Raw genomic sequence first — 24,237 nt, 5'->3', positions numbered from 1 at the left:
CCAGGAGTGTTCGAGATGGACTACGAGCGTTTTTTTGGCGAAAGCCTTGAGCATCTGCGCGACGAAGGCAACTACCGCATCTTCATTGATCTACAGCGCCGCTGTGGCGCGTTCCCGAATGCACGCCAGACAGATGGCGCTTTACAGCGCGACGTACGAATTTGGTGTTCCAACGACTATCTGGGAATGGGCCAGCATCCTGATGTAGTCGGGGCAATGCACAATGCACTCGACCGTTGCGGCGCGGGCGCAGGGGGCACACGCAATATCTCGGGCACGACACATGACCACGTTTTGCTGGAACAGGAACTGGCCGACCTCCACGGGAAAGAAGCCGCCCTTCTGTTCACCTCTGGCTATGTGTCGAACTGGGCGGCACTTGGGACGCTGGCTGCGAAGATCCCAGGTCTGATCGTATTCTCGGACGCTTTGAACCATGCCTCCATGATTGAAGGCATCCGCCATTCGCGGGCACAAAAAGTGATCTGGAAGCACAATGATCTGGCGGACCTCGAGGCAAAGCTGGCCGCAGCCGATCCAGATGCGCCCAAGATGATCGCCTTCGAATCTGTCTATTCGATGGATGGGGATATCGCTCCGATCAAAGAGATTTGCGACCTGGCGGATAGATATGGTGCGATGACCTATCTGGACGAGGTCCACGCCGTTGGCCTTTATGGCTCGCGCGGTGGTGGCATCGCCGAACGCGAAGGGTTGATGGATCGCCTGACTGTCATCGAAGGGACGCTGGGCAAGGCCTTCGGCGTGGTTGGCGGTTACATCGCGGCATCCGCTGCCTTGTGTGACTTTGTCCGCAGCTTTGCCAGCGGGTTCATATTTACCACCGCCCTCCCGCCCGCAATAGCAGCAGGCGCTGCCGCCTCGATCCGACACCTCAAGCAATCCAATACCGAGCGCGATCTGCAGAAAACCCGCGTTGCGCAGGTGCGCGCCAAACTGGACGCCGAAGGCATCCCGCATTTGCCCAATCCCAGCCACATCATCCCGGTGATGGTAGGTGACCCGGTGAAATGCAAATTCATCTCGGATACGCTGCTGGAAGAATTCGGGATCTATATTCAGCCGATCAACTATCCGACCGTTCCCAAAGGCACCGAACGCCTGAGAATTACCCCCTCTCCGGTTCATACAAACGAAGATATCGACCATCTGGTCGGTGCCTTATCGGCCCTGTGGCAACGGTGTCAGATCGCGCGAATGCCGATGGCCGCACAATAACTGAGGCGTCCCTGCGCTTGGAGAACTGCCGCCCCACGGGGGCGGCTTTTTTCATGTCAAAACAGTGAGAGGCCGAAGATCACCATCGCAAATCCGGTCAGTACATTGGTGAAACCGCTAAGCCAGGCCGGGCTGTGCGTCAGGTCCAGATATCGTGCAAGGATAATGCGGGCTTTGGACAGGGCCAGGATCAAAATGCCTGCGCTCAACACCGGTGAGGACAGGGGGAGTATCGTCAGCAGGGCCGAAGCGGTGCTCAGAACCAACAGGCTGAGCCATGCGCGGGTGAGTGGGTTTGGGAGCATCCAGCGGGAGCTGTTTTGATCCGGTGAGGTTTGGGTCATGCCCGTCATCCCAACAGGTAGATCACGGGGAACAGCATGATCCAGACGAGATCGACCATGTGCCAAAACTGGGCGCCGGCCTCGATGTTGCGGGGATTGTCCCGCCAGGCGACCAGCAGCAGGATAACAACCCCAGCCAACACATGTGCCGCGTGGAAGCCGGTGAGCAGATAGTAGAACAGGAAGAACGGATGGGTCTCGTAGGTAATTCCTTGTGCAGCCTTGTCCGCGTATTCCACGCCTTTGATAATCAGGAATACAACGCCCAGCGCGGCAGCTGCGATTAACGCCAGGCGGGCAGCAGTCCGACGCGCAATCTGCCGCCAATGCAAGGCTTGCGCGGCCAGATAGCCAGAGGTGACCAGAACCGCAGTGTTCAGCGCGGCTCCGGTGCGGTGCAGATGCGATTGCGCCTCGGCAAAGCCCGCCGGATCGGTCAGGCGCACGCCCATGAAAGCGATCAGGCCCGCACCAAAGACCAGCAGTTCCGAAATGATCAGAACCCACATCAGTAATTCGCCGGGCAACTCGTCGATTAGGGACGCTTCGCTCATGCGCCGACCAGTTGGCGGTAGATTTGCGGCAGCGCCATGGTCAGGCGATGCGGGTCCGGGATGACGGCAAAGCCGCCCTGCCCGAACATCCGCGGGAACCAGCTTTTACCTGTCCTGTCGATGGTGACGCCAAAGACCGATTGCCCGGCTCGGCGCGCCTCGCGCACGGCCATGTGGGTGTCTTCGATTCCGTGGCGGCCTTCGTAGTGGTCAAGATCATTGGGTTTGCCATCGGTGATCACCAGTAACAACCGGCGCTTACGCGTTTGGGTGGCCAGATCGGCCGAGCAATGGCGGATCGCGGCACCCAGCCTTGTATAGTGCCCCGGGCGTAACGATGCGATGCGCTGTTCAACCTGGCTGCCCATCACCTCATCAAACCGTTTGCAGCGTTGCACATAGACCCGCTGTCGTTTCAGTGAACTGAAGGCGTGAATGGCGAAATCGTCACCACAGGCGTTCAGGCCCCAGGCCAGCGCTGCCAGCGCCTCGCGTTCGATGTCGATCACGGCGCGGCCAGTCACGGCACTTTCGGTCGAGCGGCTGACATCCAGCAGGATAGATACCGCCAGATCGCGTGCCTCGGGGCGGGATTGTTGCCAGATGCGTTCGGTACCTTCACCGTTTGCACAGCGGTCAACCTGCGCCCGAACGGCGGCTTCTATGTCAAGTTGATCGCCGTCCAGATGGCCTCGGGTCATCACGCGGCCCGGGCGCAGCGCTTCGAACTGGCGTTTGACGGCGCGGATACGGCGGGCGGTGGCGGGGTCTTTTCCAAACTCGGCGGCATCCTCACGAATATCGGCGTCCGAGGTTAGAACGTTGACGTGATCGGGCAGGTATTGCCCGGTGCGCACGTCCCATTCCGGATAGAGAATACGGCCCGACAGACGTTCGCGATTCACATCCTCGGGTGCCAGGTCCAGATGCAATTTCAGCTTGGTCGGTGGCGCCTTGGAAATCTGGCCCAAACCGATCTCATCCTGATCATCGGCGGCCTTTTTGGCATTGTCGGGATCATCGTCATCAATGCGACGGTTGATGTTCAGAAACTCGGCCCAGCTGAGGATCGCCTCGAATTTATGAAGGATAAAACTGTCACTGCGTTCAGCCTGATCGGATTTGCGCCGCCGGGCACGGTGGGTTTTCTCACCCGATTCCTCGGGCGGGCCTTCGGTATCGGGGTTTTCGACATCGTTATGCTCTGAAAAACCAACAGCGCGTAATTCCGGCCACAGAGGGACAGGGCGGAAATGTTGATATCCGCGTGGGGCAGTCAGGTCATCGTCAAATGACATGAATTGCCTGGCCTTCGGGGATAAAGGCGCGGGGTCGCCCAGCCGATGGCGGATCAGTTCTTCAACCGCTGTTTCCACAGGCGGGAGGCCGGATTTGTTGCGGTCATGCAGAACACCTTTGCAAAGCTCGGTGTAAAGCGGTCGCAAGCCGGGGGCGTTGTCCAAGGTTGCATTAACCATGGTTTGTGCAGCGCTCAGCGCGTGCAGATCGGCGCGCAACGGATCACCTTCGACGATCCGGGTTCCCGCATGGGCCGCTGCGGCGGCCAGCCAAACATACAGCGCTCCGTTCGCCGCGCGCGCGGGAAACACCGCCAGACGGTCCGGGAGGCGCAGCACTTCGCCATCGAACGAAGCGCGCGGCATCAGTTCAACTTCGGTACCCAACCGACGGCGCCAGCTTAGGCGATGGTGTGAAACCTCGGGCGAGACCGGGCGCAATTCAACGCCCGGGCTGCCCCCAAGCCCGCGAAAAAGGACTGCCAGCCGCCCCGCGACCTCAGAAAGGTCGACCGCGGCTCCAACATGCACCTGGGGTGCATCGAGACGGCTGGCAAGGGAGTGCCACAGTTTCCCGATCGTTTCTTCGGGTTCCCATGGCTCAAAATCGATCCTGACCATCGGCCGGCCTCACCCAAAGACAGCCGTGACAAGATCGAGGAGCCCGCGTTTGATGTCCTCGTCATCTGTCAGAGGTTCGATCATGGCGGCAAGGATCGCGCGGTCGGTGGACATGCCCTGCGCGATCAGCGTGGCGGCATAGACGACCAGACGGGTGGAAACGCCCTCTTCAAGATCCTGCCCCCTGAGCCCGCGCAGTTTACCTGCCAAGCGGATCAGCGGCTTGCAGCGTTCCAGCGCCAGCCCGCTTTCCTTAGCGACGACCTTTGCCTCCATCTCGGGCGACGGAAAGTCGAACTCCAGTGAGATGAACCGCTGCCGGGTCGAGGGTTTCAGGGTTTTCAGGATATTCTGATATCCCGGGTTATATGAGGCGACCAGCATGAAACCGGGCGCGGCCACAAGCTCCTCACCGGTGCGGTCGATCGGCAGGATGCGCCTGTCGTCAGTCAGCGGGTGCAGCACGACGGTCACGTCCTTGCGCGCCTCGACCACTTCATCCAGATAGCAGATCGCGCCTTCGCGCACCGCGCGGGTCAGGGGGCCATCGACCCAGATCGTTTCCCCGCCTTTCAGCAGGTAGCGCCCGATCAGGTCCGCAGCGGCAAGGTCATCGTGACAGGCCACCGTGTAAAGCGGGCGGCCAAGGCTGGCGGCCATATGCGCCACAAACCGGGTCTTGCCGCAACCTGTCGGGCCTTTCAGCAGGACCGGCAGGTTGTTGGTATAGGCAGCAGCGAACACGTCACATTCATCACCCTGTGGCAGGTAGAAGGGGGCGTCAGCCGCCCCCGTTCTCAGTTTCATGGAGCCATCCATATCCATCACTCCGCTGGGGTTTCGGCCGCGCCGGCTTCAATGATCTCTTTCCGGGGAACCCAGATCGAGTAGATGAACAGCAGCGCACCCAAGACCACGACGATGCCAGAGCCAAGGCGCATCCAATAGAAGATCGCGACCTGATCCTGCACATCCATGAAGTAATCTCCGACCACCCGCTGCATGTGCGTCTGCACTGTTCCAGCAAAGGTCAGCACAAAGGTCATGAAAACCATACCGCTGGACATCAGCCAGAAGCTGCCCATGTTCAGAACCTGATTATAAGGATCGCGGTTCTTCAGGATCGGCATTGCATAGCTGAAGATTGCCAGGTTGAGGCAGACATACGCACCATAGAACGCCAGGTGACCGTGAGCCGCAGTGATCTGCGTACCGTGGGTATAGTAGTTCACCCCGTGCAGCGTGTGCAGGAAGCCCCAGACACCGGCACCGAAGAAGGCCAATGTGGCACAGCCCAGCGACCACAGCAGCGCCGCTTTGTTCGGGTGGTCCCGACGGCCCTTCCAGACCATCACAAAGGCAAAGGCCATCATCGCAAAGAAGGGGATCACTTCGAGGCTTGAGAAGATCGAGCCGATCCACTGCCAGTACCCTGGTGTGCCTATCCAATAGTAATGGTGACCTGTACCAAGGATACCCGAAAACAACGCGGCGGCGACAATGACATAGAGCCATTTCTCGACAACCTCACGGTCTACCCCGGTCAGCTTCAGCATCAGATAGGCCAGGATCGAGGCCATGATCAGTTCCCAGACACCTTCGACCCACAGGTGGACAACATACCACCAGTATTGCTTGTCCAAGGACAGGTTGCCCGGGTTGTAAAAGGCAAACAGGAACAGCAGCGCCAGACCCCAAAGGCCCAGCAACAAGATGTTGGTGATCGCGGTCTTCTTGCCCTTCAGAACGGTCATCGACACGTTGTACAGGAAGATCAGTGCGGCCACGACGATGCCGGCCTTGACCCATTTGGGTTGCTCTAGGAACTCGCGCCCTTCTTTACCCAGCAGCCAGTTTCCTTCAAACAGGTTGAACGTATAGGTCAAGACCACGCCCAGTGTACCGACCACCAGAATGATCAGCTGCAGATAGGCCAGCATGGGCGAATGGATCTCACGCTCGGCCTCTTCCGGGATCAGAAAATAGGCCGCACCAAAGAACCCGAGGATCAGCCACACGATCAGCGAGTTGGTGTGCAGCATCCGCACGATGTTGAACGGCAAAAGCTCGCTCAGGAAATTGGGTGATACATAGATAAAGCCGGCCAGAAGGCCGCCTAGAACCTGTATCGCGAACAGGGCCATTGCCACCGCAAAGTAGGCATAGGCGATTTTTTGGGATTCGTATTTCATTGCTCTGTTCCCTTCTCAGCCCGCCTCGTTGGGCGGCCAGTCCTGAGCGTCGATATTGTCCGTCCAGATCAAAAAGTTGGTCAGATCACGGATGTCTTCGTCGCTGAGGTTGAAATTGGGCATCTGACGACGACCGGGAATGTCTGTCGGCTGCGCCTCCATCCAGCCTTTGAGGGCTTCAAAGGCCGATTCCGGGTCGTCCAGCACGCCCCAACGTGTCATCACATTGCCAACCTCTGGTGCAAAGTATGCACCTTCGCCAAGGATGGTATGACAGTTGATGCAGGCGTGTTTTTCCCAGACGTGCTTGCCCCTGATAACACTTTCATCGAGCTTTGCTGCGTTCTCAGAGTTCACGATATACCAGTGAGAATGGGCCGACAGAGCCAGAAAGATGAGGATAAAGAACAGTGACCCGCCATAGAATATATTGCGTGCCATGCTCTTGGTCATGACTTCTCGCATTGCGCTCTCCTTTGCGCAGATTAGCTAGTCTGGCTAAAATGACGGGATGGGCACGGTATATCCTTAACGAAAGTCAAGACTTGCAAAAGGAAATCAAATCACGCTGACCGTTGCACCTTGGGACCCGTCAGCGCGGGCCACATCGCGATCAGGAAAAGCGCAAATGCGCTGACCCACAACCCGTCCGACAGCAGCATCGCAACCATGTAACCTGCATTCAGATCTGCCCCAATCCACCGAGACAGGGCCGCCACCGCCATCAGACCATAGGCCACCGCCATTGGGCCGGGTGCCACCAGCGCGCGACCACTGTGGCCAAGCGCGGCGCGGCTCATGACCGCTAGGGTCATGCCGCCGACGCATCCGATGCCCAGGATGTGTAGGGCTGCGATCTCGTTTCCGAAACCCAGCACTGACAGCCCCCAGAGGATCAGTCCCAGCGCCAGCATTGCAAGCCCAAGATACAGTGCCAATAGGATCGGCTCCCGCGCAGCCCAGCCCGCGCGCCAGCGGGCCATGCGCGAAACCTGCGCCACCCCTAGAACCAGCGCCATCGATCCAGCCACAGCACCTGACCCCAGCACCAGAACGATTGGTGGCAGGGTCAGGGCAACCGCCATCGCTGATTTGTCCAGAATTGGCACAGATATTGGCCAGTTCGCCTCGGGAACGCCCGCGCGTCTCATGGCGTTTCGGGTAAAGGCCGGGGTGATCCGTCCGCCAAGAATGGCAATCATCGCGCAGAGCGCCAGCAACCCCGCGCGCAGCCCGGTATGCAATGTGTCATCTGTTATCCCCGTCCATTCAAGATGCGTGAACAGATCAGCAATCCAGATAAAGCTGAGCAACAGCAGAAAGAGCATGTTCTGAGGTTTCGGCCTCCGGATGAGCTGGGTTGCAATCTTGGCCGCCAGAATCGGTACAAAGGCCAGGTCGACCACCGCCACAAGCGCCGCAGGCAGCATCCCCGAAAACCACATCGCCATCCGACCAGCCAACCACAATCCGGCGGCCAACGTTATGAACTGCGCACGCGCATCTGGTGCGCCGGTCCAATTTGGCACTGCGGTCAGAAAGAACCCGCCCAGCGCGGCTGTTGCATAGCCGAAGATCATCTCATGCGCGTGCCACATGGGCGGGGCCATGCCATAATCCGGCACTGCATATGGCACCGTCAGCCACAGCCCCCAAACCACTCCGACAAAGAGGCCATAGAGGCCGGCGGACAGAAAGAATACACGAAACCCTTCACCAAACACGCGGGTGATGATTGCGGGCATGGCTGCTCTCCTTGGTGTTTTCCAAGCCCTAGCAAGCCGCCCGGCTGCACGACTTAACAAAAATCAAACCGGCCGAAAAAGTGTGCCAAAGATACAGATTTTCCCAGCCGAAAAATTGACGTTTTTCCCTGCCCGCCACCTGAATTGCGCGGCTGGTGTTGACTTTCGTCAAGGAGCACCCTTGCGCGATGCCCCACGCTTGGACCGCCTCACCAGCAAATGGAGAGTGATCATGTCACTTGGAATCAGCTATACCAAAACGGGCCGCGTCTTCGGGGTCGGTTTCGCGATGTTGCTGGGCAGTGTCGCTGCACCAGCTTTCGCCGAAGAGCCAACTTTGAACGAAGAAGCGTTTGAAGCGTCCAAACAACTTTACTTTGAACAATGCGCGGGGTGCCACGGTGTCTTGCGTAAAGGCGCCACTGGCAAGAACCTTGAACCGCATTGGAAGAAAACCGCAGCTGACGGCGCCGTGACCGAAGGCGGTACACTTGCGCTTGGGCAAGAGCGGCTTGAGAAGATCATCGCCTGGGGCACCGAAGGCGGGATGAACAACTTCTCGGACATCATGTCCGAGCAGGAAATCAAAGACATGGCGACTTACATCATGATGGAGCCGCCCAAACCACCTGAAATGTCGCTGGACCAGATGATGGCGACCCGCAAGATATATGTTGAAGAAGAGGACTACCCAACCGAGCCGATGCATGGCCGCAACTGGGAAAACTTCTTTGTTGTTATCGAGCGCGACGTCGGCAAAGTCGCTGTTATCGATGGCGACACCAAAGAGGTGCTGACACATATTCCGACCGGCTATGCGGTGCACGTTCTGAAAGCATCCGAACACCATTCGCTGGAAGAGCCGGAACAGCCCGGTCGTTTCTGGTACACCATGGGCCGCGACGGCAAGATGACCAAGATCGACCTCTGGCAGACGCCGGACAAGATGTTGGTGTCTGAGGTAAAGATTGCCTATGATGCCCGCGACGTTGCTGTTTCCGGCGATGGCAAATACGTCATCGGCGGGGGCTATTGGCCGCCGCACTTTGCAATCGTTGACGCCCAAACGATGGAGCCGGTCAAGGTTGTATCGACCCGCGGCGTGAACGTGGACGGGGACTATGTGGAAGAGGCTCGCGTGGCCGCTATCTACACAACTCCAAATGAGCCGACCTGGATCGTTGCCGTCAAAGAGCTGGGGCAACTGTGGCAAGTAGATTATACTGATCTAGACAATCTGCGGATCGACAAGATCGACAGCGCCAAGTTCCTGCATGACGGATTCTTCGATCCGACGGGCCGGTATTTCCAGATCGCTGCAAACGCATCGAACAAGATGGTGGTTGTAGATACCGAGACCCACAAGCTTGAGGCGATGATCGACACGGCCGCGTTGCCGCATCCCGGTCCGGGCGCAAACTGGATTGACCCGAATTGCGGGCCGGTAGCTGGCACAACCCACCTCGGGGTTGGCACCGTGACGGTCTGGGGCAACGACCCCGAAAACCGACCCGATGACGCCTGGAAGATCTGCTACGAAGTGGAAACAGACGGCCCGGGCCTGTTCGTCCGTACACATCCGGAATCGGACTATATCTGGGCTGACCAGACCAAACACCCGGAACCGGAAGTGCAGCAATCTGTGCAGGTCATCTCGAAAGAGACCGGCGAGATCGTGAAAACCATCCAGATCACCGAAGACGAAGGCAGCGCCGCTGTTCACTTTGAATTCAACGCGGATGGAACCGAGGTCTGGGTGTCCAAGTGGAACCTGTCGGATTCAAAAGAACCCAACGGTCAGATCGTGATCTTTGACGCCAAGACATTGGAAGAGATCGGTCGCATCGAAGGGCTGTACGCCCCGACCGGCAAGTTCAACGTCTACAACCGGTCGAACCACGTCACCTGACGGGTTTCGATCAACTCGGAGCAGGGCGGGCCCCTCGCCCGCCCTGTCCTTGTTTCATCCATCAGCCGAATGCGCAGGCCTGACACGCCGCGCCAGTCAACACAGCCAAAACGGAGCCCGGACATGACCTCCGATCCAGATAAGAAACCACCGATCTGGCGTCGGTATTTCCTGTGGGGAATGCCTGTGGCCGGTATTGCCGCTGCCTTTGCCGCCGGGATCGTCTTTTGGGGTGGGTTCAACACCGCCATGGAAGCAACCAACACCAAAGAGTTCTGTATCTCGTGCCATGAGATGCGCGATTTCGTCTATGAAGAATACACCGGGACCATCCACGATGTGAACCGATCGGGGGTCGGGGCGGTCTGTTCCGACTGTCACGTACCCAAGGACTGGACCCACAAGATGATCCGCAAGATCAAGGCGTCCAAAGAACTGTATGGCAAGGTGGTTGGCTCGATCAGTACACCCGAGAAGTTCGAAGCCAAGCGTATCCATCTGGCGATGAATGAATGGGAAAGGATGAAGGCCACAGATTCGCGCGAGTGCCGCAACTGCCATGACTTTGAATCGATGATGCCCGAGTTCCAGCGCCCCCGCGCGCGCCAGCAACATTTGAACGCAATGGAGACAGGCCAGACCTGCATCGACTGCCACAAAGGGATTGCGCATTCGAACATCCGCGACAGGGCCACAGATGAATATCTGGAACAGATTGAAGCCCCGAATCCTGATTTCATCCGTGCAATTCCGCCAGAATATCTGGCCAGTCTCGACCGTGTAGAAGCCAAGGAGGCGGCTGAGGCCGAAGCCGAAAAATCGGCCAAGACAGCACAACAAGAGGCGGTGCAAGCCCAGATCGCAGCCGCTGTGGACGCTGCAGTCGCCGAAGAGCGCGCCAAATCAAGCGGTGAAGAATCTACAGCCCCGGCAGGCGGTGGCAGCGATATCGGAGGCGATATCGACTGGACCAGCATCGCAAGCGCGGATCTGAAGTTGTTTTATCCCGGTCAGGCTTCGTTTGAATGGGTTCAGAATGGCAAGTTCCACGGCGGCGCCCGGCCACTGACAAAAGGTGGCGACCAATGTTCGACTTGTCATGCCAAGGAATTGGACATGATTGGAAACAAGATCGTCGCAGGCGGCGAGCTGGAACCAACCCCGATCCCTGGAAAACGAGGTGTAATCGACGCAACTGTTCAGGCGGCCCATGATGCCGAAAACCTCTATATCCGCTTGCAATGGCCGGATGCAGGCCACAATCCTGCACCATTTGTGGATGGCGGTAAGATGGACCCGGACAACCAGATCAAGGTCGCCATGATGATCACCGGAACCGGGATCGAAATGGGGGATCAGGTGGGCTGCTGGGCCTCGTGCCACGCGGACAACACCTATATGCCGTTTGATCCGGGTGCAGATGCGATTGTCGCCAATGGCGATGTTGCAGGCCGCCTGGCCACTCAGGACACTGTGACCAAATATATCAGCGAAAGCCGCACCGAGGTCGAAGTCAAAGGCCGGCGCGGGAAAGCTCTGGGTGGCTGGGACAAATTGCAGGCCGAAGCGCAGATCGCGCAATATCTGGATGACGGCACCTATCTGGATCTGATGCGCGTCTATGCTGATGGCAGCGCCAGCAACGGCTATCTTCTGGAACAGCGCATAGTCAATGATGGCGAAATCGCCGCCTCGGCCAACTTGTCGGGTGGTATTTGGACCGTCACGTTCTCGCGGCCCTTAAACTCGGGCGCACCGGGTGATGTGCCATTGGAACCGGGCAAGACCTATACGGTCGGCTTTGCAATCCACGATGACTTTGCCGCGGCACGATTCCACCACGTGACGCTGAACACAAGCTTCGCGCTGGACGACGACAGTGCCAATATCAACGTGGTCGGACAATGACTGATGGGGCCGGGTAAACCGGCCCCATTGTATTTGGTATGGAGACTTGGACGATGAAGATCCGCCTACTTCTTCCTGCATTTCTGGCTTTGGCGTCACCTGCGTTGGCCGCTGACGAAGACACAGCTGAGATCTGCGCCGAGGCAGAAACCCGCTACGTGGATCTGTTCGGTCAGCCGTCTTCAGATGTGGAAGATGCAGAGGTTGTGCTGATGTACAAATACAATTTCTGCCCAGCCCAACTGACGGTCAAAGCGGGGACCACAGTGCGTTGGGTGAACGTAGACAAACGCACCAGCCATAGCGTCCTGCTGAAAGATGGCAGCAAAGCCGAGAGTGACCGCCTGTTCCCCGAGGAATTTGTTGATCTGACATTTCTTGTTCCCGGCGCCCAGGATTACCTGTGCGGACCACATTGGGAGACACAGAACATGTTCGGAATGGTCACCGTAGAGCCCTGATAAGCGGCAGGCTGAAAGATGCGCGGGCGCAATTTCCGTGCTCCTTAACTTAAGTCAAGGAGGTCGGTTTACCTGTGCGCCAACTTGTTTCCATGACACGCCCGGTTCCCCCAGCAACGTCCCATATTCGCGCATGGAAACGACCAAAACACCGGGTTCCGAAGACATTCAGAACAAGCGAGTTTGCACATGAGCGGTAAGGTTTTTCTGATTGGTGCCGGCCCTGGTGATCCCGAACTGATCACCATGCGCGCCCTGCGTATGCTGCAGGAGGCGGACGTGGTGGTCTATGACCGCCTTGTTTCGGATGAAATTCTGGCCATGCACACCGAGGGCGCGCGGCTGATCGCCGTCGGCAAGGCCCCCAAGTGCCACACTGTTCCTCAGGATCGCATCAACGAAATCCTGCTGGAACACGCACGCGCAGGTCACGTTGTGGCCCGGCTGAAAGGCGGGGATCCGATGATCTTTGGTCGCGGCTCGGAAGAGGCCGCTTTTCTGATGGCACACGGTGTTACGGTCGAATACGCACCGGGCATCACGGCGGCACAAGGCGCATCCTGTTCGACCGGCGTGCCCCTGACCCATCGCGGACTGGCGACCTCGGTTCAATATGTCACCGGGCACAGGCAGTCCGACAAGGTTCTTGATCTGGATTGGAAACGGCTGGCGGACCCGGATACAACGCTGGTCGTCTATATGGGCGTGGCCAATATCGGCCAGATCGCCATCGGCTTGATGACCGAGAACCTACCCGGATCCACCCCGGTCCTGGCTGTTGGGCAGGCCACCAGTGCCTCTGAACGCCGCCTTGTATCCCGACTGGACCAGATTGCCGCGGATGTGCGCAAGGCGGATCTGAAGGCCCCTACCTTATTCATTATCGGAAAGGTCGTTTCGCTTTATGCCAATCAGGCCCTGACCGAGATTTTGGAGCGGGCGCATGGGTAGCCTGGCGAATATGGACCGCAAGCAGCCGGGCTGGGCCGCGCATACTGTTCTGACTGCCGTCGTTCTGGTTGCCACTTCCGCTCTGGCAGCTGACGCCATCGACCCAACCGCCCTGAAACGGTTGGTCCACCAGGATTGCGGCTCGTGCCACGGATTGTCCCTGAAAGGCGGGCTTGGTCCTGATCTGCGACCGGAAACTCTGGAACATTACGAGGCAGACGTCCTGACGGGGGTCATACTAGACGGCATCCCCGACACGGCTATGCCCCCCTGGCGCCCCCTGATCAGCGAAGAAGAGGCCGAATGGATCGCCCGATACCTGCTGGAACAGGAGGCAAAATGAAACAACTTGCCCTTGGCATCGTTGCCCTAATGATGATGACACCTGCCAATGCAGACCCCACCGCCACCGGAGATCTGGGCCTTGTGATCGAACGGGCAAAAGGGTCGGTCTTATTGGTGGACCAGTCGGACCGGGCCGCATTGGCACGGATCGAAGGGTTGGGCGATCTGTCCCACGCCTCCCTGGTCTATTCACCCGACGAACGCTTTGCCTATGTTTTTGGCCGCGATGGCGGGCTGACCAAGGTTGATATAGTGACCCGTCAGATTGCAAATCGGGTCGTGCAGGCTGGCAATTCCATTGGCGGCGCAATTTCGGATGACGGCCAACTGGTTGCGGTGTCGAACTATGAGCCGGGTGGCGTACGCGTGTTCGACGCGGATACGCTGGAACTGGTTGCCGACATCCCCACCGACAGCAAAACCATAGGTCTTGTCGATGCGCCGGGCCGTCGGTTCGTGTTTTCCATGTGGGACACGGGCGAGACCTGGATTGCTGATTTCGCAAATGGCGCGCCCGAGATCACAAAGATCACCGATATGGGTAAGAACCCCTATGACGCGCTGATCACCGCCAATGGTCGCACTTATATCACCGGTCTGTTTGGCGAGGACGGGCTGACCGCACTGGACCTATGGGCAGACAATCCAAAACCGATCCGCGTGCTGCCGGGCTATGGGCGCGGACAGGAAGAGATGCCGGTATACAAGATGCCTCATCTTGAGGGCTGGGCACTGACGGATCGCGAATTTGTCCTGCCCGCGGTCGGCCACCATGAGGTTCTTTGGATTGACGCCGAAACCTTGACAGAAACAGGCCGCACCCAAACCCATGGTCAGCCGGTCTTTGCCATGGCGCGCCCGGATGGGCGACAGGTCTGGGTGAATTTTGCCCATCCATTGAACGATACAATTCAGGTCATCGACAGCGTCAGCAAACAGGTCATCCACGAATTCTCTCCGGGCCCTGCCGTCCTGCATATGGAGTTCACGGCACGCGGGCATGAGGTCTGGATCAGTGTCCGCGACGCCAACAAGGTCGTGGTCTACGACACGCATAGCTTTGAAAAGCTGTGCGAGATCGCGGCGGACAGCCCCTCGGGTATCTTTTTCACCGCCCGCGCGCACAGAACAGGGTTGTAACCCATGCAACATATCACTGACCCGATCGACCGTCGCCTGCTGGACGATTTTCAGCGCGAATTTCCGATTGTCGACCGCCCGTTTCAGCCAGTGGCCAAGGCGCTGGGGCTGGACGAAGCTGAAGTGCTGAACCGTCTGGCGCGAATGCGTTCGACCGGCCGGATCACCCGGGTCGGGGCCACGATCACTCCGGGCGCGGTGACGGCCAGCACTCTGGCCGCGGTGGCCGCACCCGAGGAGCATCTGGAGGACATTGCCGCCCTGATCGACGCAGAGCCCGGTGTGAACCACAATTATCAACGCGAGGACAAATGGAACCTCTGGTTTGTAGCGACCGGCCCTGATCGCGCGCATGTGGACGCCACTCTGGCCCGGATTGGCCTGCAAACCGGTTTGCAGGTTTTGGACTTGCGTCTGGTTCGGCCGTTCAATGTTGATTTGGGCTTTCGAATGACAGGCAAGCAACGCAACGTACCAGCACCGCGCAAGGTGGACTGTTCCGTTCTGCAAAAGGGTGATCGCTCGTTGATGCAGGCGCTTAGTTCCGGCTTACCGCTGGTTTGCGAACCTTACGCAGCACTGGCCGCCTCTTTGGACCGTAAACCAGAGGACGCCATGACGCGGATCCGGATCTTACACGAGGCTGGAATTGTCTCGCGTCTTGGCGTGATCGTAAGACACCGGGCACTGGGCTGGTCGGCCAATGCAATGGTGGTCTGGGATATGCCAACTGATCAGGTCGATCGTGCCGGACCTGCGCTGGCAAAATACCCTGGCGTGACACTGTGTTATGAGCGTCGACCCGTTGAAAACATCTGGCCCTACCGCCTGTATTCCATGATCCACGCCCGCTCGCGCAGCGAAGCGCGAAACGTCCTGGCCGGGGCTGCGGCATTGCCTGAGCTGTTTGGCGCGCAGCACAAGGTGTTGTTTTCGACTCGCTGTTTCAAACAGACCGGCGCGCTGATCCAACCCAAGGAGACAGCGGCATGACCCTGGACGAAACTGATCGGGCAATCCTGAACCGAATGCAGGACGACTTACCTCTGACCTCACAACCCTATGCGATGGTGGCCCAAGAACTGGGGATTTCGGAACAGGATCTGTTGGTTCGCCTATCACGGATGAAGGATGAACGGGTCATCACGCGCTTTGGCCCGTTCTTTGACGCGGCCGCGATGGGCGGGGCTTTTTGCCTATGTGCCATGGCCATACCGACAGAGGCATTTGAATCCGTCCTGACCAAAGTCAATGCGCATCCCGAAGTTGCCCATAATTATGAACGTACGCACCGGCTGAACATGTGGTTCGTATTGGCCACCGAAACGCCCCAAGGGATTGAGGCCTGCGCCGATGCGATCGAACAAGAGACGGGGATCGAAGTTCTCAGATTTCCCAAGTTGCAGGAATTCTTCATCGGCTTCCGGGTGGCGGCATGATCGACGCAAAAGACAGACTGATTATCGAGGTTCTGCAGGGCGGATTGCCCCTGGTGCCTTCGCCCTACGCTCGGGTCGCTGAAAGCCTTGGGATGGACGAACAAGCGCTGCTGTATCGCCTCGTAGAACTTAAGGCGCGCGGCGTTATACGTCGTATCGCCGCAGCCCCGAACCACTACAAACTGGGCATGACTTCGAACGGCATGACAGTCTGGGACGTCGATGACAGTCAAATCGCTGATTTGGGGGCACATATTGGCGGTCTGCCTTTTGTCACCCATTGCTATGAACGTCCACGTGCCCTGCCCGACTGGCCTTACAACCTGTTCGCCATGGTGCATGGCAAAGACAGGGGTGTAGTCGAAGAAAAACGGGCCGAGATTGCCGGTATTCTGGGCAGTGCCTGCCGGGCCAAGGACATCCTGTATTCAACGCGCATCCTGAAAAAGACCGGGCTGCGCCTGAAACCGAAAGGCCAAACGCCATGTTCCGCCTGACTGAATACATGCAGCAACTGGTCACCCCGACCCCCGTGCGCAAGCGCCGCCCCGGCCCGGTTAAGCCGGTGGTCATCTGGAATCTGACCCGGCGCTGCAACCTGAAATGTCGCCATTGCTATACTGTTTCGGCGGATGTCGCGTTCCCGGGTGAGCTCAGCCACGAGCAAGCCATGGTAACCCTTGAGGATCTCGGCCAATTTCGCGTCCCGGCCCTGATCCTCTCGGGGGGGGAACCGCTGGATCGGTTCGATTTCTTTGATATCGCCAACCGGGCGCGCAAATTGGTGCCGATGCTGGCGCTGTCGACGAATGGCACGCGGATTTACGATGAAACCGCCGATATGATCGCTGATGTCGGCTTTAACTATGTCGGCATATCACTTGACGGGATCGGGGCCACAAACGACTGGTTCCGAGGTGTCGAGGGCGCCTTTTCAGATGCCCTGCGCGGCGTGCGCGAGTGCAAGAAACGCGGCATCAAGGTTGGTTTGCGATTCTGTTTGACCGAGGGCACACAGCACCATCTGCCCGATCTCCTGCAGTTGTGTGATGATGAGGGGGTCGACAAATTCTACCTGTCTCATCTGGTCTACGCCGGTCGCGGCGACAAGAACAGGGGCGAGGATGCCGAGCATCTGCGCACGCGCAAAGGTCTGGATCTGTTATTGGACCGTGCGTGGGAGGCTGCCTCGGGCGGGCGCCCGCTGGATATCGTCACCGGCAATAACGATGCCGACGCCGGATATTTTCTGAACTGGGTCAGGACGCATTTTGATGCCGAAAAGACCTCGCATATACGTGCGCATTTGGCGGCCTGGGGCGGGAACTCCAGCGGGTTGGGGGTGGCCAATATCGACAATCTTGGTCGGGTCCATCCCGACACCTACTGGTCAGATTACACGGTCGGGAATGTGAAAACGACGCCGTTTTCCGAGTTGTGGACCGGGGACGACAAGATGCTGGCCATGCTGCGCACTCGCCCGCGTCCGCTGAAAGGGCGCTGTGGAGTTTGTCAGCTCAGGGATGTTTGCGGTGGCAACACGCGCATTCGGGCCCTGCAGCTGACGGGCGATCCCTGGGCCGAGGACCCGGCCTGCTACCTGTCAAACGATGAAATTGGCGTGGATAAAGCGGGCAAACGCCTGCAGGTCACACCTTTCCGGGGGAAAAGCCATGATCCGGCGCATCAGTTCTTTTAGGGCTCGGACGCTTGGAACACTGTGCGCGCTTCTGCTGACCAGCGCCGCATGGGCCGACGCCCAGTCCGACTATGCCGAACATTGTGCGTCCTGCCATGGTGACACCCGGCTGGGCGGTGTTGGTCCGGCCTTGATACCCGAAACGCTAAAACGCATGCGCGGGCCGCGGGTTGCCGCCGTGATCGCCGAAGGGCGCACCGCCACCCAGATGCCAGCCTTTGCGCATAATCTGAACACCCTGCAGATCGAGGAGTTGGCAGGTTGGCTGAAATCCCCGCTCGAGACCGCCCCGGACTGGGCCGAGGCGGACATCATGGCCAGCCGAACGCTGGACGCAGACTATGTCGAGATTGATGCGCCCGTCTGGTCCAGTGATCCGATGAACATCACGTTGGTGGTGGAAACCGGAGACCACCATGTCAGCGTTCTGGACGGTGACACATTTGAGGTTTTGGACAGATTTGAAACTCCTTTTGCCGTTCATGGCGGCCCAAAGTTCAGCCCCGATGGACGTTACGTGTTCATCATGTCCCGCGATGGCTGGGTCCAGAAATATGACATCTGGGCGTTGCAACAGGTGGGTCGCGTGCGGGCGGGACTAAACAGCCGCAACATTGCCATGTCAGGCGATGGCAAATGGCTGGCGGTGGCGAATTACCTACCCAACAGCCTGACCCTTTTGTCCACCCGGGATCTTTCGGTGGCAAAAGTGATCGAGATTAAAAGCAGGAAAGGTAATCCCAGCCGCGTTTCGGCCGTTTATCAAGCTCCGCCACGGGAAAGCTTTGTGCTGGCCTTGAAGGATGTGCCAGAGATTTGGGAGGTCTTCTATGGCGCCAATCCACCCCAATCCGGGCTGGCACACGATTTTCGTATCGAAGGGCAGTTCAAGAACCCTAACCCTTTCCCAGTACGCAAGATCACTACGCCCGACTATCTGGACGATTTCTTTTTCGACCAGACTTATGAATACGTCATGGGCGCATCTCGCGACGGGAACGGCGGTCAGGTGATTGATCTGGTCATTGGCCAAAAAGTGGCTGACCTGGATCTGCCCGGCATGCCGCATCTGGGTTCCGGGATTACCTGGCGGCGCGGCGATACAACTGTGATGGCAACGCCGCACCTGACTGATGGCACCGTCTCGGTGATCGATATGGAGACATGGGAAACGGTCAAGCGGATCAAGACCGAAGGGCCGGGGTTTTTCATGCGCAGCCATGAAAACTCGCCATATGTCTGGGCCGATGTTTTCTTTGGGCCCAACAAGGATGTGATGCATGTGATCGACAAGCAAAGCCTTGAGATCGTGCGGACCCTGCGCCCAGCGCCGGGCAAAACCGTGGCCCATGTGGAATTCACCAAGGACGGAAGCCATGCGTTGGTTTCGATCTGGGAAGATGACGGCGCGGTGATCATCTATGATGCAAAAACACTGGAAGAGGTCCGCCGTCTGCCGATGCGCAAACCTTCGGGAAAGTACAATGTCTGGAACAAAATCACCTTCTCGGAAGGAACCAGCCACTGAGGGCAAATGGCCGGTGTGGAAACTGGCCATGTTGCTGTATCCAGCGTCTGCGCTGACCGTGGCCATAAACCTTTTTCTGGCTGGCCTGATCGCCAACAGCGCCGGATTCGGAGTGATTGAGCCTGTCACCGCCATCCTGTGGTCAATCCCATTGGGTGTACCTGCCTGCCGGTTTGCAGGGCGCTGGGTACGCAGTTTGATGGACGAAGCAGACGGCTAGGTCGGATTCTCCAAAGGCCTAACCGAAGTCAAGTATCTGCTTTCGGGAATCTCTTAGGACTTGGGAAAGATCACCGAGTTGGATTCTCCATGCCCGCCCAAAATCCTTTGCACATTTCAGCTGTTTGCGCGTCCCGCGCAGCTTGTGCGGTGGCAGGTATAATCCTTCTGCTTTTGCAGCTGCTTAGCCCGGCGCTGGCGAGTCCCGGACAAAGCATGTGGGTTGAGATCTGCTCGGAGGGCGGCGCGGTCTGGGTCGAGGTTGATCTTGAAAAAGGCGATGCAGACCCGACCGCACCTTGCCCCAAATGCGCCGATTGCGCGCTGTGCGCCGTGACCGGTGCCGCACCTCTGCCCATGCCGCTGGAAGTGACGCAACGAGGAAGGGTTCAATTCTTATCTTGCCAAAACAACAGGTCCTTCGAGCTAAATGGCTCTGACCGGCTGTGGCCAGAAACCCGGGGTCCTCCCCCTGCACCAGAATTTAAAACCGAACGCGCCCCGCGCGCGTCCATGGCGTCCACCCCAATCATCGGAGGTGCGTCGTGGTCGTAAGTCGCGCAATCCATTTCCTGCTGGCCTTTTTTCTGTCCTGCCTGATGGCGATCAGCGCACATGCCGACAGCCTAGCCAGCTTTCTGCCAGAACTTGAGCCCGCGGACTTGATCCCCGGCGCCGAGGCATTTGGCCCGATCAGAAAAGACATTCCGGTTGCGCCGATCCTGAAAGGGGGCAAAACGATTGCCTGGGCCTTTCTGACCTCGGATTTCGTGGGCACCACAGGCTATTCCGGCAAACCCATTCACGTCGTTGCAGCGATCGACAATGATGCAGTGCTTACTGGCGTTAAGCTGGTCAAGCATTCGGAACCCATCGTACTGATCGGGATCCCGAACGCGCGCATGGTCGAACTGACCGAAGGCTATGCCGGCCTGGACCTTAGGGTTGAGGCTGAAACAGGCGGTGAGGGCCATGACCTCGACATTATCTCGGGCGCGACTGTCACAATCATGGTGATCGACGACAGTCTCGTGCGTGGCGGCATCAAGGTAGCGCGGGCGCTGGGGCTGGGTGGCTTGTCACCGCTGCAGGCCGACGGGCCGAAGCGCGAAGTCGATATGGCACAAGACGCCACTTATGACTGGACAACGCTTTCGGGTGACGGCTCGGTCCGACGCCTGACACTGGATGTCGGTCAGGTCAACGCTGCGTTCGAGGCCACCGGCGACCAGCGCGCCATCAGGCGCCGTGAACGGGGCGCGCCCGACGACACCTTCATCGACATGCATCTGGCGTTGGTTTCAGTCCCGTCGATCGGCAAGTCGCTGCTGGGCGAGGCCGAGTATCAAAACCTGACCGAGTGGCTGGGCGAGGGCGAGCAAGCCATCCTGGTGCTGGGTCGTGGCGCCTATAGCTTCAAGGGGTCAGGCTATGTGCGTGGCGGGATTTTCGACCGTATTCAGCTGATTCAAGGTGATAATTCGGTACGCTTCTTTGATAAACAGCAAGAGCGTCTGGGCAGAGTGGCGGCCGCCGATGCGCCCAGTTTCACCGAGCTGGATATCTTCAAAATCCCCGCTGAGGCAGAGTTTGATCCGGCCGAACCCTTCCGCCTGCAACTGTTGGTGCAACGCGCCGTCGGTGCGGTTGAAAAGACATTCCTGACCTTCGATTTGGGCTACAAACTGCCTGAGCAGTACCTGTTGCCAGTCGTAGCCCCCACCGTTGTGGATGACGCCGCAGGTGAAGCCGCCGCCAAAGCCGCTCTTTGGAAACGTATCTGGAAGGATCGCACAGTCGAGATTGCCGGTCTGGGCGTCATGCTGCTGATACTGACGGCGACCTTCTTTTTCCAGTTCCATGCCACGATGAACGCGCGGGTCTTTTACTGGTTCCGCATCGGCTATCTGACAATGACCCTGTTCTTCATCGGCTGGTACGCGAATGCCCAGTTGAGCGTGGTGAACCTGATGGCACTGGCGGGCAGTTTGCGCACGGGTTTCTCATGGGATGCCTTCCTACTGGACCCGCTGGTGTTCATCCAATGGTTCGCCGTGGCAGCCGCCCTGTTGTTCTGGGGACGTGGTGCCTATTGCGGCTGGCTGTGCCCGTTTGGCGCGCTGCAAGAACTGACCAACAAGATCGCGCGGGCTTTTCGCGTGCCGCAATGGACCCTGCCCTGGGGCCTGAATGAACGGCTGTGGCCCGCGAAATACATGATCTTCTTGGGTCTCTTCGGCCTCAGCTTTGTCTCCATCCCGCTGGCCGAGAAGTATGCCGAAATCGAGCCTTTCAAGACCGCGATCATTCTGAAATTCATGCGCGACTGGCCGTTTGTGGTTTTTGCGCTGGCCCTGTTGGGGATCGGCCTGTTCGTTGAGCGGTTCTATTGCCGCTATCTCTGCCCGTTGGGCGGAGCACTGGCGATCCCGGCCCGCATGCGCATGTTCGACTGGCTACGCCGTTACAAGGACTGCGGCACCCCCTGTCAGACCTGTGCCAATGAATGCCCCGTTCAGGCGATCCACCCCACAGGTGAGATCAATCCGAACGAGTGCGTCACCTGCCTGCATTGTCAGGTGCTCTACCAGTCCGAGGACAAATGTCCCGTCGTTATCCGCCAACTGAAACGGCGGGCCAAGACAGGGTCGGTCGATCTCAAGACCCCACTCGGACAACCACCGGCGAACCATCCAAACGCCAAACCGAAAACCGTTTCCTAAAAGGAGGAACGATCATGTCGGAACATGACAACAAACTAACCGTCACACGCCGCGGTATGCTGGGGGCGACCGCCACTGGCGCCGTGCTGGCCGGAACCGGTCTGGGATCAACCCTGATGACCGCAAAACAGGCCAGCGCTGCGGCCAATGCCAATCTCGAACCTGGTGAGTTGGACGAATACTACGGTTTCTGGTCCTCGGGTCAGACCGGTGAGCTGCGCATTCTGGGCTTCCCGTCCATGCGCGAGCTGATGCGGGTGCCGGTGTTCAACCGCTGTTCGGCCACCGGTTGGGGTCAGACCAATGAATCGCTGAAGATCATGACCGATGGCCTGCTGCCGGAAACCAAGGAATTCCTCGCCAAGCGCGGCATGAAAACCTACGATAACGGTGACCTGCACCACCCGCATATGTCGTTCACCGACGGCACCTACGATGGCCGTTACCTGTTCATGAACGACAAAGCCAACACGCGCGTTGCTCGCGTACGCTGCGACGTGATGAAATGCGACAAGATCACCGAAATCCCGAACGCCAAGGCGATTCATGGTCTGCGTCCGCAGAAATTCCCGCGCACTGGTTATGTCTTTGCCAATGGCGAAGATGAAACTCCATTGGTCAATGACGGCACTGTGCTGGACGATCCGTCGCAATACGTGAACATCTTCACCGCGCTAGACGGCGACACCATGGAAGTGGCATGGCAGGTGATCGTGTCGGGTAACCTCGACAACACCGACTGCGACTATCAGGGTAAGTACGCCTATTCGACCTCGTACAACTCGGAAATGGGTATGAACCTGGCCGAGATGACCGAGAACGAGATGGACCATGTTGTTGTCTTCAACCTCGCCGAAATCGAAGCAGGTATCGAAGCAGGTGACTATCAGGAGCTGAAAGGCGTCAAGGTTCTGGACGGCCGTAAGGGTCAGAACAAGAAATACACCCGTTACATCCCGATCCCGAACTCACCGCACGGCATCAACACTGCGCCTGACGGCAAGCATGTCTGCATCAACGGTAAACTGTCGCCGACCGTATCGATCATGGATGTCACCAAACTGGACGCCCTGTTCGAAAGTGATGCCGATCCACGGTCCTGCATCGTGGGTGAGCCGCAGCTGGGTCTTGGCCCGCTTCACACTGCTTATGACGGCCAGGGCAACGCGTTCACCACGCTATTCCTGGACAGTCAGATCGTGAAGTGGAACCTCGACAAGGCAATCGAGGCTTACGGCGGCGCCGATGTAGATCCGATCATCTCGAAGGTCGATGTGCATTATCAGCCGGGCCATAACTCGACCACCATGGGTGAAACCAAGGAGGCTGATGGCAAGTGGCTGATTTCGATGAACAAGTTCTCGAAAGACAGGTTCTTGAACACGGGTCCGCTTAAGCCTGAGAACGAGCAACTGATCGATATCTCAACCAACGAGATGAAGGTGGTTCACGACGGACCGACCTTTGCGGAGCCGCATGACTCGATCATGGTGCGCGCTGACATCGTCAACCCGGTCAACGTCTGGGACCGTAACGACATCACCTGGGAGGACGCCCGCAAACAGGCTGAGGCCGATGGCATCGATCTGGAAGATGGTGCCGAGGAACCGATCCGGGACGGCAACAAGGTGCGGGTCTATATGACCTCGCAGGCCCCAACCTTCAGCCTTGAGAAGTTCACCGTCAAACAGGGTGATGAGGTAACAGTCTACATCACCAACCTGGATGACGTGGACGATGTGACCCACGGCTTCTGTCTTGGCAACTACGGCATCGCGATGGAAGTTGCGCCGATGGCGACCGCTTCGGTCACCTTCACCGCTGACCGTCCGGGCGTGCACTGGTTCTATTGCCAGTGGTTCTGCCACGCGCTGCACATGGAAATGCGCGGCCGGATGCTGGTCGAGCCGCAGGGAGCATAA

At 58.3% G+C, this 24,237-nt stretch carries 22 protein-coding genes; 15 read left to right on the top strand and 7 right to left on the bottom strand.

Translation table 11 applies throughout. The features are described from left to right. Nucleotides 1–15 precede the first annotated feature (15 nt). A complete protein-coding gene (gene hemA / locus AC2FLG_RS10485) occupies nt 16–1,239 on the top strand; it encodes a 5-aminolevulinate synthase (protein ID WP_496701016.1) in 1,224 nt (407 codons plus the stop codon). Nucleotides 1,240–1,295: 56 nt separating this feature from the next. Here hemA and AC2FLG_RS10480 read toward each other — a convergent pair whose 3' ends face one another. From AC2FLG_RS10480 to AC2FLG_RS10450, 7 genes are all read right to left on the bottom strand, one after another. Next, complete coding sequence (locus tag AC2FLG_RS10480) at nt 1,296–1,583, bottom strand: cytochrome C oxidase subunit IV family protein (protein ID WP_496701018.1); 288 nt, start codon at nt 1,581–1,583, stop codon at nt 1,296–1,298. 5 nt (nt 1,584–1,588) lie between these two features. After that, nucleotides 1,589–2,137, bottom strand: coding sequence for a cytochrome c oxidase subunit 3 (locus AC2FLG_RS10475; RefSeq protein ID WP_496706118.1), 549 nt, complete (start codon nt 2,135–2,137; stop codon nt 1,589–1,591). Then, nucleotides 2,134–4,056 (bottom strand): nitric oxide reductase activation protein NorD, encoded by a 1,923-nt coding sequence (locus AC2FLG_RS10470; protein ID WP_496706116.1) that lies wholly within the window; start codon nt 4,054–4,056, stop codon nt 2,134–2,136. The genes AC2FLG_RS10475 and AC2FLG_RS10470 overlap by 4 nt, the downstream gene beginning before the upstream one ends. Nucleotides 4,057–4,065: 9 nt before the next feature. Beyond that, entirely contained in the window at nt 4,066–4,875 is an 810-nt protein-coding gene (locus tag AC2FLG_RS10465) for a CbbQ/NirQ/NorQ/GpvN family protein (RefSeq protein WP_416383916.1), read from the bottom strand. Between the two features lie 5 nt (nt 4,876–4,880). Continuing rightward, nucleotides 4,881–6,248 (bottom strand): cbb3-type cytochrome c oxidase subunit I, encoded by a 1,368-nt coding sequence (locus AC2FLG_RS10460; protein WP_496676741.1) that lies wholly within the window; start codon nt 6,246–6,248, stop codon nt 4,881–4,883. 15 nt (nt 6,249–6,263) lie between these two features. After that, nucleotides 6,264–6,713, bottom strand: a complete 450-nt coding sequence (locus tag AC2FLG_RS10455) for a c-type cytochrome (RefSeq protein ID WP_142635251.1) — start codon at nt 6,711–6,713, stop codon at nt 6,264–6,266. Nucleotides 6,714–6,811: 98 nt separating this feature from the next. Then, nucleotides 6,812–7,993 carry an NnrS family protein gene (locus AC2FLG_RS10450; protein WP_496691870.1) on the bottom strand — a complete coding sequence of 394 codons (1,182 nt, stop codon included), beginning with the start codon at nt 7,991–7,993 and terminating at the stop codon, nt 6,812–6,814. Nucleotides 7,994–8,225: 232 nt separating this feature from the next. On the opposite strand from AC2FLG_RS10450, the gene AC2FLG_RS10445 reads away from it, so the two are divergent. The 14 genes from AC2FLG_RS10445 to nosZ all read left to right on the top strand — a co-directional run bounded on the left by AC2FLG_RS10445 (nt 8,226) and on the right by nosZ (nt 24,237). After that, nucleotides 8,226–9,902 (top strand): cytochrome D1 domain-containing protein, encoded by a 1,677-nt coding sequence (locus tag AC2FLG_RS10445; protein WP_142635247.1) that lies wholly within the window; start codon nt 8,226–8,228, stop codon nt 9,900–9,902. Between the two features lie 123 nt (nt 9,903–10,025). Further along, a complete protein-coding gene (locus AC2FLG_RS10440) occupies nt 10,026–11,810 on the top strand; it encodes a NapC/NirT family cytochrome c (RefSeq protein ID WP_496706114.1) in 1,785 nt (594 codons plus the stop codon). A 53-nt stretch (nt 11,811–11,863) separates the two neighbouring features. Continuing rightward, nucleotides 11,864–12,271, top strand: coding sequence for a cupredoxin domain-containing protein (locus tag AC2FLG_RS10435; RefSeq protein WP_496706112.1), 408 nt, complete (start codon nt 11,864–11,866; stop codon nt 12,269–12,271). A gap of 189 nt (nt 12,272–12,460) precedes the next feature. Then, nucleotides 12,461–13,222 (top strand): uroporphyrinogen-III C-methyltransferase, encoded by a 762-nt coding sequence (cobA, locus tag AC2FLG_RS10430; protein ID WP_281972619.1) that lies wholly within the window; start codon nt 12,461–12,463, stop codon nt 13,220–13,222. Further along, nucleotides 13,215–13,565 (top strand): c-type cytochrome, encoded by a 351-nt coding sequence (locus tag AC2FLG_RS10425; protein ID WP_496691873.1) that lies wholly within the window; start codon nt 13,215–13,217, stop codon nt 13,563–13,565. The genes cobA and AC2FLG_RS10425 overlap by 8 nt, the downstream gene beginning before the upstream one ends. Then, on the top strand, nt 13,562–14,707 hold the full coding sequence (locus AC2FLG_RS10420) for a cytochrome D1 domain-containing protein (protein WP_496706110.1): 1,146 nt from the start codon (nt 13,562–13,564) through the stop codon (nt 14,705–14,707). The genes AC2FLG_RS10425 and AC2FLG_RS10420 overlap by 4 nt, the downstream gene beginning before the upstream one ends. Nucleotides 14,708–14,710: 3 nt before the next feature. Then, nucleotides 14,711–15,700: a siroheme decarboxylase subunit beta gene (ahbB, locus tag AC2FLG_RS10415; protein WP_496696563.1), complete on the top strand. Its 990-nt coding sequence runs from the start codon at nt 14,711–14,713 to the stop codon at nt 15,698–15,700. Further along, on the top strand, nt 15,697–16,146 hold the full coding sequence (locus AC2FLG_RS10410; RefSeq protein ID WP_496696565.1) for an Lrp/AsnC family transcriptional regulator: 450 nt from the start codon (nt 15,697–15,699) through the stop codon (nt 16,144–16,146). Before ahbB (AC2FLG_RS10415) ends, AC2FLG_RS10410 begins: the two co-directional genes overlap by 4 nt. Continuing rightward, entirely contained in the window at nt 16,143–16,643 is a 501-nt protein-coding gene (gene ahbB, locus AC2FLG_RS10405; RefSeq protein ID WP_496706108.1) for a siroheme decarboxylase subunit beta, read from the top strand. The genes AC2FLG_RS10410 and ahbB (AC2FLG_RS10405) overlap by 4 nt, the downstream gene beginning before the upstream one ends. Continuing rightward, complete coding sequence (gene nirJ, locus AC2FLG_RS10400) at nt 16,631–17,845, top strand: heme d1 biosynthesis radical SAM protein NirJ (protein WP_496691877.1); 1,215 nt, start codon at nt 16,631–16,633, stop codon at nt 17,843–17,845. The genes ahbB (AC2FLG_RS10405) and nirJ overlap by 13 nt, the downstream gene beginning before the upstream one ends. Continuing rightward, nucleotides 17,820–19,373 (top strand): cytochrome D1 domain-containing protein, encoded by a 1,554-nt coding sequence (locus AC2FLG_RS10395; RefSeq protein ID WP_496706106.1) that lies wholly within the window; start codon nt 17,820–17,822, stop codon nt 19,371–19,373. Before nirJ ends, AC2FLG_RS10395 begins: the two co-directional genes overlap by 26 nt. A gap of 28 nt (nt 19,374–19,401) precedes the next feature. Next, nucleotides 19,402–19,593, top strand: coding sequence for a hypothetical protein (locus tag AC2FLG_RS10390; RefSeq protein WP_496706105.1), 192 nt, complete (start codon nt 19,402–19,404; stop codon nt 19,591–19,593). A gap of 598 nt (nt 19,594–20,191) precedes the next feature. Further along, complete coding sequence (locus AC2FLG_RS10385) at nt 20,192–22,315, top strand: 4Fe-4S binding protein (protein ID WP_496706403.1); 2,124 nt, start codon at nt 20,192–20,194, stop codon at nt 22,313–22,315. 14 nt (nt 22,316–22,329) lie between these two features. Beyond that, on the top strand, nt 22,330–24,237 hold the full coding sequence (nosZ, locus tag AC2FLG_RS10380; RefSeq protein ID WP_281972625.1) for a TAT-dependent nitrous-oxide reductase: 1,908 nt from the start codon (nt 22,330–22,332) through the stop codon (nt 24,235–24,237).

The organism is Ruegeria sp. CDSA193 (genome assembly GCF_059611885.1).
This window is presented reverse-complemented; position numbering and strand designations above follow the sequence as displayed.